This is a genomic window from Halomonas rhizosphaerae (assembly GCF_030010555.1).
Lineage (GTDB): Bacteria > Pseudomonadota > Gammaproteobacteria > Pseudomonadales > Halomonadaceae > Halomonas > Halomonas rhizosphaerae.
In genome coordinates this window covers 62,838-76,109 of record NZ_JASCQP010000026.1, presented here as the reverse complement: position 1 = coordinate 76,109, position 13,272 = coordinate 62,838, and the positions used below count along the sequence as shown (strand labels likewise).

10 protein-coding genes are annotated in these 13,272 nt (G+C 70.2%); 3 read left to right on the top strand and 7 right to left on the bottom strand.

The genetic code is table 11. The features are described 5' to 3' along the window. The 3 genes from QLQ83_RS10440 to QLQ83_RS10430 all read right to left on the bottom strand — a co-directional run bounded on the left by QLQ83_RS10440 (position 1) and on the right by QLQ83_RS10430 (position 2,600). Positions 1-753 (bottom strand): SDR family NAD(P)-dependent oxidoreductase, encoded by a 753-nt coding sequence (locus tag QLQ83_RS10440; protein WP_282735468.1) that lies wholly within the window; start codon positions 751-753, stop codon positions 1-3. A gap of 117 nt (positions 754-870) precedes the next feature. Then, positions 871-2,145 carry a Y-family DNA polymerase gene (locus QLQ83_RS10435; protein ID WP_282735467.1) on the bottom strand — a complete coding sequence of 425 codons (1,275 nt, stop codon included), beginning with the start codon at positions 2,143-2,145 and terminating at the stop codon, positions 871-873. Beyond that, on the bottom strand, positions 2,142-2,600 hold the full coding sequence (locus QLQ83_RS10430) for a LexA family protein (RefSeq protein ID WP_282735466.1): 459 nt from the start codon (positions 2,598-2,600) through the stop codon (positions 2,142-2,144). The genes QLQ83_RS10435 and QLQ83_RS10430 overlap by 4 nt, the downstream gene beginning before the upstream one ends. A gap of 147 nt (positions 2,601-2,747) precedes the next feature. Here QLQ83_RS10430 and QLQ83_RS10425 point away from each other — a divergent pair, with 147 nt between their 5' ends. Beyond that, entirely contained in the window at positions 2,748-4,721 is a 1,974-nt protein-coding gene (locus QLQ83_RS10425) for an acyl CoA:acetate/3-ketoacid CoA transferase (protein ID WP_282735465.1), read from the top strand. A gap of 9 nt (positions 4,722-4,730) precedes the next feature. On the opposite strand, the gene QLQ83_RS10420 is transcribed toward QLQ83_RS10425, so the two are convergent. Beyond that, positions 4,731-7,823, bottom strand: a complete 3,093-nt coding sequence (locus QLQ83_RS10420) for a bifunctional diguanylate cyclase/phosphodiesterase (protein ID WP_282735464.1) — start codon at positions 7,821-7,823, stop codon at positions 4,731-4,733. Between the two features lie 173 nt (positions 7,824-7,996). On the opposite strand from QLQ83_RS10420, the gene QLQ83_RS10415 reads away from it, so the two are divergent. Beyond that, entirely contained in the window at positions 7,997-9,277 is a 1,281-nt protein-coding gene (locus QLQ83_RS10415) for an MgtC/SapB family protein (RefSeq protein WP_282735463.1), read from the top strand. A 40-nt stretch (positions 9,278-9,317) separates the two neighbouring features. Here QLQ83_RS10415 and QLQ83_RS10410 read toward each other — a convergent pair whose 3' ends face one another. The 3 genes from QLQ83_RS10410 to QLQ83_RS10400 all read right to left on the bottom strand — a co-directional run bounded on the left by QLQ83_RS10410 (position 9,318) and on the right by QLQ83_RS10400 (position 11,542). Next, positions 9,318-9,800 carry an SRPBCC family protein gene (locus QLQ83_RS10410; protein ID WP_282735462.1) on the bottom strand — a complete coding sequence of 161 codons (483 nt, stop codon included), beginning with the start codon at positions 9,798-9,800 and terminating at the stop codon, positions 9,318-9,320. A 34-nt stretch (positions 9,801-9,834) separates the two neighbouring features. Next, complete coding sequence (locus QLQ83_RS10405; RefSeq protein WP_282735461.1) at positions 9,835-10,458, bottom strand: LolA family protein; 624 nt, start codon at positions 10,456-10,458, stop codon at positions 9,835-9,837. A 61-nt stretch (positions 10,459-10,519) separates the two neighbouring features. Next, on the bottom strand, positions 10,520-11,542 hold the full coding sequence (locus QLQ83_RS10400) for an AraC family transcriptional regulator (RefSeq protein ID WP_282735460.1): 1,023 nt from the start codon (positions 11,540-11,542) through the stop codon (positions 10,520-10,522). Positions 11,543-11,736: 194 nt separating this feature from the next. Between QLQ83_RS10400 and QLQ83_RS10395 the strand changes: the two genes are divergently transcribed. After that, positions 11,737-13,176 (top strand): FAD-binding oxidoreductase, encoded by a 1,440-nt coding sequence (locus QLQ83_RS10395; RefSeq protein WP_282735459.1) that lies wholly within the window; start codon positions 11,737-11,739, stop codon positions 13,174-13,176. The last annotated feature ends 96 nt before the right edge of the window (positions 13,177-13,272 follow it).

Genomic DNA, 13,272 nt, shown 5'->3' with positions numbered 1-13,272 from the left:
TCAGGACTTGCCGGCGGTGAAGCCGCCATCGACCAGCAGGTGGGCCCCGGTGACGAAGCTGGCCTCGTCGCTGGCCAGGAACAGGAAGGCGTTGGCGATCTCCTCCGGGCGACCCAGGCGGCCGATGGGATGCAGGCCGATCAGCCCCTGCAGCATGTCATCGTCCAGGGCCTCGAGCAGCGGGGTGTCGATATAGCCCGGGCCGATGGCGTTGACCCGCACGCCCTTCGGCGCCGCCTCGATGGCCAGGGTCCGGGTCATGTTGACCACCCCGCCCTTGGCGGCGGTGTAGGCGGCAGTCTGGGACTGCCCGAAGACCCCGAGGATGGAGGCGCAGTTGACGATGCTGCCGCCGCCCTGGCGGTACATCACCCGCAGCGCGGCCCGGGCCACCCGGAAGACCCCGTTGAGGTTGATGTCGATGACCTTCAGGTAGTCATCGTCGCTAAGCTCGTCGGTGGGGCAGATGCCACCGATGCCGGCGTTGTTGAACACCGCCTCCACGCTGCCGAGCTCGGCCACGGTGTCCGCGAACAGGCGGTCGACCTGGGCGGTGTCGGTGACGTCGCACGCCTTGAACAGGCAGCGGCCGTCGTACCGGTCATCGAGCCGTGCGGCCTGTGCCTGGCCGTCGCCGCCCTCGAGGTCGGCGATGACCACGCTGGCGCCCTCCTCCAGGCAGCGCTCGACGCTGGCCAGACCGATGCCGCTGGCGCCGCCGGTGACGATGACGTTCTTGCCCTTCATGCGCATGATGCTTCTCCCTGTCGATGACCTGCCGGCGCGACGAACGGCCACGCCGGTGCGCCCCCAGTGTAGCCAATCGCCTCGCCGCGGAAACCCCGCATCACCCCGACTTGCGGCACCTTCTCAGCGCGTCTTGACCCGCATCAACTCGTCCCAGCGGGTGGTGTAGCGCGAGGTGCGCCGCTCGCAGCGCAGCGCCCAGGCGGTGCCCCGGCGCGGCAGGCCGAAGCGCACGGTATCGCGGCCCATCTCGCGGTTGAGCCGGTCCACCGTCGCCATCAGCCGCTGGCTGCGCCCACGCGCGGCCTCGCTGCGTGGCGCCAGCAGCGAGAGCTGGTGGCGGTCGGCCTCCACCAGGTCGAGCAGCATCACCCCGCACTTCTGGTAGCGCACGCCCTCGAGGAAGATCGCCGCGAGCCCATGGGCGGCGGCCTCGAGCAGCTCGCGACTGTCGTCGCTGGGTGCCGGCAAGGGTACCACCACGCTGTTGCGGTACTGGCGCTCGCCGGCCAGGTGCGGGTTGGTGCGCACAAAGACCATCAGCGCCCGGGCCTGGCTGCCCTGGCCACGCAGCTTCTCGGCGGCCCGGGCGGCGTGCTGGCGCACCGCCTCCTGCAGGTCCGGGAAGGCGCCGGTCAGCCGCCCGAAGGAGAGCGAGACCATGATACGCTGGCGCGGCTCATGGACGTCATCGAGGACGATGGCCGGGCGGCCGCGCAGCTCCCAGACGATGCGCTCCAGCACCACCGAGAAATGGCGCCGGACCTGCTTGGGGTCGGCCTGGCGCAGCTGCCAGGCGGTGTGGATCTCCATCAGCGCGAGGCGTTCGGCGGTGCGTCGCGCCACCCCCCACAGTTCGGTCACCGGCAGCCCCTCGAGCAGCGCCCGGGTGGCGGGCCCGTCGGCCTCGAGCAGGCAGACGCCCTCGTAAACCGCGAGCGACTTGGCCGCCCGGTTGGCCACCTTGGCCAGCACCCGGGTCGGCGCCAGCCCCACGCAGACCGGGATGCCGGTATCGCGGCGCACCGTCTCGCGCAGTCGCTGGGCATGCGCCTCCAGGCCGCTCGGGGCGAAGCCGGAAAAACCCACGAAGCTCTCGTCGATGGAGTAGGCCTCCACGTCCGGCGAGAACTCGGCCAGGATCAGGTTGACCCGGCGGCTCATGTCGCCGTAGAGCGCATAGTTGCTGGAGAGCAGCACCGCCTGGCGGCGGATGGCCGGCGGCAGCAGGTGCATCGGCGCGCCCATCGCCACGCCCAGCGCCTTGAGCTCGTTGGAGCGCGCCACCACACAGCCGTCGTTGTTGGAGAGCACCCCGACCGGTCGCCCCTCCAGGCGCGGGGCGAAGACCCGCTCGCAGCTGACGTAGAAGTTGTTGCAGTCGACCAGGGCGATCACGGCTCGCCCCCCGGCAGGGCGTGGAGCACATGGGTGACCACGCCCCACACCTCGCATTCACGGCCCGTCAGGGGGATCGGCGCGAAGCGCGGGTTGCTGGCCACCAGGAAGGTCTGCTCGCCGCGGCGCTCCAGGCGCTTCACGGTGGGCTCGCCATCCACGGCGATCACCACTACCCGCCCGGGCAGCGGCTCCAGGCTGCGGTCCACCACCAGCAGGTCGCCGTCGTGGATGCCGTCGCCGAGCATGGAGTCGCCCTCGGCCCGCACGAAGTAGGTGGCGGCCGGGCGGCGCACGACATGGGCGTGCAGGTCGATCTCCACGTCCAGGTGGTCGTCGGCGGGGCTCGGGAAGCCCGCCCGTACCCGGCACCCCATCAGCGGCTGAGCCGACTCGCCAGGGAATAGCACGGCGCGGCCGATCACCCGAGCGGTGGTGGACAGCGACGACATCATGGGCCTCTCCCTCAAATACTGTATATATTAACAGTATTCGACACTTCTCCCCCGCCTGGCAAGCCCTGCCGGCACCCGGGACGCGTGCTACCGTGAAGGAGCCTCCACAAGGCACAATTACAAAGCACCCTCACCAGGACGCCCGCCATGCCCCATCCCCTGCTCTCCCGCCAGCCCTTCACCGCGAAGGGCAAGGTGGTCTCCGCCCGCGAGGCCGTGAACCTGATCCGTGACGGCGACGCCCTGGCGACCGGCGGCTTCGTCGGCATCGGCTTCGCCGAGGGGCTGGCGGTGGCCCTGGAGGCGCGTTTCCTGGAGACCGGCGAGCCCCACGACCTGACCCTGATGTATGCCGCCGGCCAGGGCGACGGCAAGGAGCGCGGGCTCAATCACCTGGGCCACGAGGGGCTGGTGGCGAAGGTGATCGGGGGCCACTGGGGGCTGGTGCCCGCCCTGCAGAAGCTCGCCATCGAGGGGCGCATCCAGGCCTGGAACCTGCCCCAGGGGGTGATCTCGCACCTCTTCCGCGACATTGCCGCCGGCAAGCCGGGCACCCTCACCCGCGTCGGCCTGGGCACCTTCGTCGACCCGCGCCTGGGCGGTGGCCGGATCAACGACGTCACCCTCGAGGAGCGCGTCTCGCTGCTGCCCATCGACGGCCAGGAGTACCTCTTCTACCGGGCCCTGCCGCTGCAGGTGGCGCTGCTGCGCGGCACCACCGCCGACACCCTGGGCAACGTCAGCATGGAGCGCGAGGCCCTGACCCTGGAGGCGCTGGCCATCGCCACGGCGGTGCGCAACTCCGGGGGCGTGGTGATCGTGCAGGTGGAGCGCCTCGCCGAGCACGGCACCCTGCACCCCAAGGACGTGAAGATCCCCGGCATCCTGGTCGACTGCGTAGTGGTCTGCGAGGATCCGGCCCACCACTGGCAGACCTTCCGCACCGCCTACAACCCGGCCTTCTCCGGCGAGATCCGCGCCCCCATGGCGACGCCCGAGCCGCTGCCGCTCTCGGCCCGCAAGATCATCGCCCGGCGCGCGGCCTTCGAGCTCAGGCCCAACAGCGTGGTCAACCTGGGGATCGGCATGCCCGAGGGCGTCGGCGCGGTGGCGAGCGAGGAGCGCCTGCTCGAGCACCTGACCCTGACCGCCGAGCCCGGGGTGATCGGCGGGCTGCCGGCCGGCGGGCTCGACTTCGGCGCGGCGCTGAACACCCAGGCGATCATCGACCAGCCGGCCCAGTTCGACTTCTACGACGGCGGCGGGCTCGACATCGCCTTCCTGGGCATGGCCCAGGTGGATGGCGCGGGCCACGTCAACGTCTCGCGCTTCGGCCCCCGGCTGGCCGGCGCCGGCGGCTTCATCAACATCAGCCAGAACGCCCGCAAGGTGGTGTTCATGGGCACCTTCGTGGCCACCCGGGAGGCGCTTGCCATCGTCGACGGACGGCTCGAGGCGCCCCCGGTCGGCCAGGGCAAGTTCGTCGCCGAGGTGGAGCATCGCACCTTCAGCGGGACCCTGGCCGCCGCGGACGGCAAGCCGGTCTGCTACGTCACCGAGCGGGCGGTGTTCGAGCTCACCCCGGAGGGGCTCACCCTCACCGAGATCGCCCCGGGGGTCGACCTGGAGCGAGACGTCCTGGCACTGATGGCCTTCACCCCGCGGATGCCCGAGCCGCCCCGGCTGATGGACGCGCGGATCTTCCGCGACGCGCCCATGGGGCTCGCCGAGGAGCTGCTCGACCGGCCGCTGGCGCAGCGCTTCAGCCTCGACGAGGAGAAAGGCATCCTCTTCATCAACTTCGAGCACCTGCGGGTCGCCTCCCCGGAGGACATCGACGCCATCGAGCAGGAGGTCGAGCGCCGCCTCGCCCCGCTGGGCCGCCGCGTCCAGGCCATCGTCAACTACGACCACTGCCGCATCGACGACGCCCTGCTCGCCCCCTACACCGAGATGGTGCGCGGCCTCGAGCAGCGCTTCTACACCCGGGTGACCCGCTACACCACCAGCGGCTTCATGCGCCGCAAGCTCGGCCACGCCCTGGAGGCGCGCGCCGTCTCGCCGCACATCTACGAGAGCGCCGAGGAGGCGGAGGCCCACCTGGGTGACAGCGAGGGTTGAGCCCGATGATCAGCAGCTGAGCACCAACGCCTCCACCGGCACCGGCCGTCCAAAGAGGTAGCCCTGGAAGGCGTGGCAGCCATGCGCCACCAGCCAGGCCCGCTGGGCCTCGGTCTCGACCCCCTCGGCGATCACCTCCAGCTCCAGGCTCTCGGAGAGGGCGATGGTGCTGGCGACGATGGCCGCACTGGCCTCGTCCTCCAGCAGGTCGCGCACGAAGGACTGGTCGATCTTGAGCTGGTCCAGGGGCAGACGCTTGAGGTAGGAGAGCGAGGAATAGCCGGTGCCGAAGTCGTCCAGGGCGAAGGTCACGCCATGCTCTCTGAGGCGCCGCATGGTCTCGCGGGCCTCGTCGCGATCGTCGACGAACAGGCTCTCGGTCACCTCGAGCTTGAGCCGCTCGGGGCGGGCGCCGGTGCTCGCCAGGGTGGCCAGTACGTGATCGACGAAGGCCGCCTCGCGGAACTGCTGGGGGCTGACGTTCACCGAGACCGTGAGGTCGGCCGTGGCGGGATCCGCGGCCCAGGCCACCAGCTGGCGACAGGCGGCCTCCAGCACCCAGCCGCCGATGGGCACGATCAGCCGGTTCTCCTCGGCCAGCGGGATGAAGTCGCCGGGGGAGACCATGCCCCGTTCCGGGTGCTGCCAGCGCAGCAGCGCCTCGACCCCGATCATGCGACGATCGGCATCCACCTGGGGCTGGTAGTGGAGCAGGAACTCGTCCCGGGCCAAGGCCTGGCGCAGGTCCGCCTCGAGCCGGGCACGGGCGTGAAGCTGGGCCTGCATGGCAGGGTCGAAGAAGCGCAGGGTGTCGCGCCCGGCCCGCTTCGCCTGGAAGAGGGCCATGTCGGCCTGCTGGAGGATCTCGTCGAGGGTCGTGCCGTGATCGCGGTAGAGCGTGATGCCGATGCTGCCGGTCATCGTCACCGAGCTTCCGGCCAGGCCGACCGGCGCCTGGAGCACCCCGAGCAGCTTGTGGGCGATACGCTCGGCAACGACCGCCACTCGCTGCGGGTCACGCCCCAGGTCGTGCAGCAGCACGGCGAACTCGTCGCCGCCCAGCCGTGCCAGGGTATCGGGGGCGCGCAACACCCCGCCCAACCGACTCGCGATCTGCTGCAGCAGCTGGTCGCCGGCATGGTGGCCCAGGGTGTCGTTGACCTGCTTGAAGTTGTCCAGGTCGAGATAGAGCAGCGCGCCGAACTGGTCGCTGCGATAGCTGTCCTTGAGCGCGCCCTCCAGGCGGTCCAGCATCAGCCGGCGATTGGGCAGCCCGGTCAGGGGGTCGTAGAAGGCGAGCTGGTGGACCTCCTCCTCGGCGGCCTTGCGCTGGGTGATATCGCTGAAGGTGGCCACGTAGTGGGTCAGCTCGCCGGCCTCGTCGCGCACCGCGCTGACGGTCAGCCACTCCGGGAACACCTCGCCGTTCCTGCGCCGGTTCCAGATCTCGCCCTGCCAGCTGCCGTTCTCCTGCACGCTCTCCCAGAGGTGCCGGTAGAAGGCCTCGTCGTGGCGCCCGGAGCTGAGCAGGCTCGGATTGCGCCCCAGCACCTCGGACTCGGCATAGCCGGTGATGCGGGTGAAGGTGTCGTTGACCTTGAGGATCCTGCTCTCGGCATCGGTGATGACCATCCCCATGTGGGTCTCGAAGGCGGTGGCGGCGATGCGCAGCTGGGCCTCCGTGGCGCGGGACTGGGTCACCTCGCGCACCACGGCGAGCACCCCGCTGAAGCCTTCGCCCTCCTCGGCCAGCGGACTGATGATGGCCTGGAAGTCGCGGGGCACGCCGGCCAGGGTGACGCGATACTCGGTCTCCACCGGCTCGCCGCTGGCCTTGAGCTTGGCCAGGGCCTGGTCGAACCGTTGCGCCACCGCGTCCGGCAGAACCTCGCGATAGTGGCGCTGCAGCAGTGCCTCGGCCTCGTCGAGCAGCTGGTCACGGTCCACGGCATGGACATAGACGAAGCGTCCCTCGGCATCGAACACGAAGATCATGTCCTGGATCGAGCCGATCAGGGCCTGCAGCCTCGCCTCGCGGTCCTGCACCGCCCGTCGGGCCTGCTCGCGCTCCATTAGCCGCCGGCGCAGGTCGCCCTCCAGTTGCAAGCGACCGAGGTAATGGTGCAGCAGCCACCAGCCCAGCGCCGCCACCACCAGGAAGATGGCGCCCAGCAGCCAGAGCCGCTGCCACCAGCCGGCGAGCAACACCTCGAGCTCCTCGCCGACCACCACCAGGAGTGGCAGCCCTTCGACCCGCTGCATGGCATAGAGGCGCTCGTTGCCGTCCAGCGGCGAGGCGGTGCGCAGGGTCGTCGCCGCCTCGCCGCTGTCGAGGAAGGCCCGTGTCAGCGGCTCGCTGACCGGGGTGCCGAGCACGCCCATGGCGCCCCTCTCATCGAAGGCCGGCCGCCGGGTGACCAGCCGCATTTCGGTATCGAGAATGGCAATGCTTTCGCCGCGGGTCATGTTCAGTCGCTCGAGGGCCTCGCCGAAGATGTCGGGATTGAGCCTAAGCACGGCCAGGCCCTGGAAGTCCCCATCCGGCCCGACCAGGCGACGGGCATGCGCCACATGGAAGTCCTGGCTGACGGCCGACCAGAAGAGCGGGGACACCCACTCCTGGCGGTCTGCATCCTGCTCGAAGGCCTGAAAATGGGGCAGGCCGGTGACGTCGAGACCCTGTGAAAATGCCGGGTTGGCAGAGGCCCGCAGCATCCCCCCGGCACTGACGATACCGAGGTCATCGATCAAGGCATGGCGATGGCTGTGCTGGCGAAGGAGTGCCTCGAGGGCCGCATCATTGCCGCGGCGTGCCAGCAATGCCTGCCCGAGAGGCGACTGGAACACCTGCACCAGGCTGGAGAGCGTGTGATCGCTGACCTCGAAGGTACTGGCCACCCATTCGGCCACCAGGTCGGCCCGCGCGCTGGCGCGCTCCCGACCCAGCTCCAGGTCGCGTCGGTGCTGGTCCAGCAGGATCCCGGCGAACAGCAGCAGCAGGGCCAGCAGGGCGAGCAGGTAGAGGGCGATGGCACGACAACGCAGTCGCCGATGACGGCTCTCCAGCAGCGCCTCGTCGGAGGGGGGCGACACATCCCTCATGTCACGGGCAATCCTTGCGTTGAATCAAGACGTTCAGTGTACCGGCTGGGTGGGAATAATGCGTCCGGCCCATCGTGGAGGCGCTTTCCCGCAGCCCCCATTGAAGCAGACCTCACCGCGGGCCACCATGAAAGAATCCGCCAACCATCGGACGGCACCGGGAAGCCCTGCCCATGGACGATGTCGCCAGCCAGTTCCTCACCGCCAATGACTCCGCCATCCGCCTGGGCGTGGCGCTGCTGCTGGGCGCCCTGATCGGCATCGAGCGCGGCTGGGTGGCCCGGGAGCAGAAGTCCGGCGAGCGCATCGCCGGGATCCGTACCCACTCGCTGGTCGGGCTGCTCGGCGGCATCGCCGCGCTGCTCTCGGACACCGTCAGCGACTGGGCCTTTCCGCTGGTCTTCGTGGCCGTGGCCGGCATCAGCCTGGTCGCCTGGCGCGCCAAGCTGGCCGAGCAGCATGACTACAGCATCACCGGCCTGGTGGGCCTGCTGCTGACCTTCTGCTTCGGCGCGGTGGCCGTGGCGATCGACCTGGCGCTGGCCGCCGCCTGTGCGGTGATCACCGCGGTGATCCTCGACAACAAGCACGAGATTCACGGCCTGTTGAACAAGCTGCAGGCCCACGAGCTCGATGCCGGCCTCAAGCTGCTGCTGATCACCGTGGTGATGCTGCCGCTGCTCCCCGATCGCGGCATGGGCCCCGGCGAAGCGCTCAACCCCTACGAGATCTGGTGGATGGTGGTGCTGATCGCCTCGATCTCCTTCGTCGGCTACTTCGCCATGCGCCTGGGCGGCGCCGAGAAGGGCATCCTCTTCACCGGCCTCTTCGCCGGGCTCTCCTCCTCCACGGCGCTGACCCTGCACTTCGCGCGGACATCGCGCCAGAGCCGGGAGGTCGAGGCGATGCTGGCCGCCGGCATCCTGCTGGCCTGCGGCACCATGTTCCCGCGCATCCTGCTCTATGCCGCGGTGATCAGTCCCGGGCTGCTGCCGGCGCTGCTGCTCCCGGTCACGGTGATGGGAATGATGCTCTATCTGCCGGCGCTGTACCTCTGGCGCCACCACCGCCAGGCCCTCAGTGTCGAAAGCACCACCCCGATCCAGAACCCCCTGGAACTGCGCACGGCACTGCTGTTCGGCGGCCTGCTGGCGGTGATCATGCTGCTCGGCGAGTGGCTGCGCGGCGCCCTGGGCGAGGCCGGCATCTACCTGCTGGCGGCCTCCTCGGGGGTGGCCGACGTCGACGCCATCACCCTGTCGCTGACCCGCATGTCGCTGGAGCGCATCGCCCCCTCCACCGCGGTGCTGGGCATCGTGATCGCCGCTGCGGTCAACAATCTCTTCAAGTCGGGGCTGGCCACCGCCTTCGGTACCCGACAGCTTGGCAAGCGGGTCGCCCTGCCGATGGTCGCCTCGATGGGCGCGGGCCTGGCGCTGGCCTGGTGGCTGTAGGACACCGGCACGCTCAGAGACATGTGGAAGGCAGCGTCAGTTATTCGTCCTGGGACGTCCCCAGCAGCCGCGCCTCGAGCCGCCGGGCGAGCCCTTCGGCCCCGTCCTGCATCACGGCATGGTGGTTCCAGGCGAACAGCGGCCCCGCGACCGGGGCGACCAGGGCCATCCAGCGCCGCACGGGTCGTACCCGCCACTCGTAGCGCACTCGGGTGACAGGCCCCTCCTCGCTCAGCCGCCAGCGCCCGGTTCCCTGCACATCGCCCCGGGCCACGCCCTCGATCAGCCGACCCGGCAGGACACGGGTCACGCGGACCTCGAAGCACAGGCGATAGCCCATACGACTCTGCCAGGTATAGCGATAGACGCGGCCGATTCCCTCACTGTTACCCGGCGCCAGTTCTTCCACGGTGCGCAGGCCCTTCCACCAGGCCGGCCAGCACTGCGATCGTGCGATCGTCCGGTACACATCGTCGAGGGGGGCCTCGAGCCACCAGGTGGTGACGAACCGCAGCTCTGCCATGCATGGGCTCCAGCGCATCGTCCGGGACGCGGATTCAGGGCGTGAAGAAGCCGGCCGGCAGGTCGGGATCGATGACGATCTCCTCCAGCCGTACCCGCTCGATCACCTTGCCCCACCGGTCGCTGCTGGTGACCCGGCGCGGAAACAGCGTCTCGGCGTCGAGCCACAGCTCATAGCGGGCGACCTCGCCCACGCGATGCCCCTCCCCGCCCTGCACGACCAGGTGGTGGCTGCGCCGGCCGTCGACCGGCGCCTCGCCCAGCAGGCGCAGCTCCCCCTGCCGGTGCAGCCGTTGCACGTTGCGCAGCAGGGACGCGACGTCCGACTGGTCCACCCGGTGTCCCCTGGCGCTTTGCACCAGGGGGTTGAGGGGGCTGAGGGAGAGGCCGGCACGCCGCTGTGGCGACCCGAAGGGCCACAGCCTGACCCGCCGCGTCTCGGGGCTGTAGATCACCACGGCCCCCGGATAGGGCGAGACCAGGTCCATGCGGATGAAGCCCGGGCGACGATAGGCATAGCGGATGACCTCCTCGCCGCGTCGCCCCTGGCTGCGCAGCACCAGGCGGTAGGCGTTGACCTCCTCGACGCGGGCCAGCGCCGCCGAGACCGGGTCGCTCGCCTGGCCGAGGGCCACCATCGACAGCAGTTCCGGCAGCATCTTTCCCTCCTAAATCGCCCGGACCTCGACCGGGCGACGCTTGCTTGGCAGTGCCACTGCCCTAGGCCGCGCCGGCGCCCAGCCGGGCCCGCTGACGCCGCCAGGCCGCGGGTGGCTGGCCGACTTCCCGGCGGAAGGCGCGACTGAAGGCGGACTCGGACTCGTAGCCGACTTCCAGCGCAATCGAGGCGATCGGTGCGCTGGACTGGCGCAGCAGCCCGGCGGCCACCTGCATGCGCCACTTGGCGAGGTAATGCATCGGCGCATGGCCGGTGAAGCGGGCGAAGCGCTCATGCAGGGACGAACGTGACAGGCCGACGTGATCGGCGAGCCGGTCGATCGTCCAGGCCTCGGCGGGCCGGGCATGAAGCAGCGCCAGGGCACGCCCGACATAGCGATCGTTCAGCCCGGCCAGCCAGGTCGGCGGCCCCTCGGGCAGGTCATGGAGGTAGCGGCGCACCAGCGCGACGAACATCGTCTCGCTCAGTCGCTCGAGCAGCGCCTCCCCGCCCGGCCGCTTGAGGGTCGACTCCGACAGCGCGAAGCGGATGAAGTGGGCAATCCAGTCATCGTCATCGGCCTGCCCGGCAGGCACATGCAGCAGCTGGGGGAGGCTGGCGAGCAGCGGGTTGAAGGGGTGCACGTCGCAGCCGAAGAAGCCGCATACCAGGGTCGCCCCGTGCCGGTCGCTGGCCGGGTCCAGTCGCGCCATCGACAGCGAGGCACCGCGCCGGCTGGCGAAGAACGGCAGCTGCTCCGGGCGGGGCAATCCATAGGGGCGCATGTCCACCTCCCCGCGCAGGCCCGGCTCGCTGGAGATCACATGGCGGTCGCCGTGGGGAAACATCACCACGTCGCCTTCCTGCAGCCGCACCGGCGCCTCGCCGACCACCATGGTCCAGCAGCTCCCCTGGGTCAGCACATGGTAGGCCATGACGTGGTCGATCCCCGGCATGATCAGCGCGGCGATGGCCCTGGCCGGGGGCGATTCGCTCACCCAGCGGTCATTGCCCTCGACATGGTAGAACACCGCCCCCCGCAAGCGGATGCTGCGCAGTACCTGGGACAGCGTGTCCTGACTCATGGCCACCTCGTCGGTGGGGGAAGGTGCGTCGAAGCCGGTATCACTCAGTATCGCGGACGATGCCCCCCATCGCCATGACAAACCGGATTCCCGGACAAGTCCGACGGAGTCGGGGCCAGTCGCGCCACCGCATGGCGCCGCATACTTCCGCAGTGGCCACCGCCACCGTCATTCCCCTGACCCGGAGAGGACCCATGGAAACCCTGACCTATCGCTCCCTGGACGGCCCCCTGGCCGTGCTGCAACCCGAGGAGGCCGAGGCACTCGCCGCCGGCATCCGGGGTGGTGTCATCACCCCCGCCGATGCCGACTACGAGGCGACCCGCCGCGTCTGGAACGGCATGGTCGACCGCCATCCGGCGTTGATCGCCCGCTGCCTGGGCAGCCAGGACGTGCGTCGTGCCATCGACTTCGCCCGCGACCACCGCATGCTGGTGAGCGTGCGCGGCGGGGGCCACCATATCGCCGGCAATGCCGTGGCCGAAGGCGGCCTGGTGATCGACCTCTCGGCCCTGCGGGGCGTGCGGGTCGACCCGCAGGCCCGGACTGCACGCGTGGGCGCCGGCGCCCTGCTCGGCGACGTCGACCACGAGACCCAGGCCTTCGGCCTGGCCACACCGCTGGGCATCAACTCCACCACCGGGGTGGCCGGGCTGTGTCTGGGCGGCGGCTTCGGCTGGCTGACCCGCCAGTACGGCCTGACCATCGACAACCTGCTATCCGCCGACATCGTGACCGCCGACGGCCAACTGCACGTGGTCTCGGCCAGCCAGGAACCCGAGCTGTTCTGGGCCCTGCAGGGCGGCGGCGGCAATTTCGGCGTGGTCACCTCCTTCGAGTTCCGGCTCCACCCGGTGGGCCCCCAGGTGCATGCCGGCCTGGTGGTCTACCCCTTCGCCCAGGCACAGAAGGTGTTGCGGGCCTGGCGCGACCTCAGCGCCGGGGCGCCGCGCGAGCTCAGCATCTGGACGGTATTGCGCCAGGCACCGCCGCTGCCGTTCCTGCCCGAATCGATCCATGGCCAGCCGGTAGTGGTCTTCGCCCTGGTGCACCACGGCGCCCTCGAGGAGGGCGAGCGCCTGGCGGCCCGGGTGCTCGAGTTCGGCGAGCCGGTCGGCAGCATGCTCGGACCCCAGCCCTATGCCGGCTTCCAGACCGCCTTCGACCCGCTGCTCACCGCCGGTGCGAGGAACTACTGGAAGTCCCACAACTTCCTGGCAGTCACCGATGAGCTCATCGACGCGGTGATCCGCGGGGCCGAGGCCCTGCCCGGGCCCGAGTGCGAGGTCTTCATCGCCCAGCTGGGCGGTGCCGCCGGCGAGGTCGAGGTGGCGGACACCGCCTACGCCGGCAGGGATGCCAACTTCGTGATGAACGTGCATGGCCGCTGGCAGGACCCCGCCGAGGATGACCGGGTGCGGGACTGGGCGCGGGGCGTCTTCCGTGACACCGGCCCGTTCGCCACCGGCGGCGGCTACGTCAACTTCCTGACCGAGGACGAGGCAGGCCGGGTCGACAGCGCCTATGGCCAGAACTACGCCCGGCTCCAGGAGGTCAAGCGCCGGTACGACCCCGACAACCTCTTTCGCATCAACCAGAACATCGCGCCCGCGGTGCTGGCCAGGACGGCATGACCCCGCCCGGGCCGGCACCCCGCTGCCGGCCCGGGTCCCTTTCGCCCCTCGGCCTCGTCGGGCGGCGGCGGGCTATACTGAGACGGCTCCCCACCC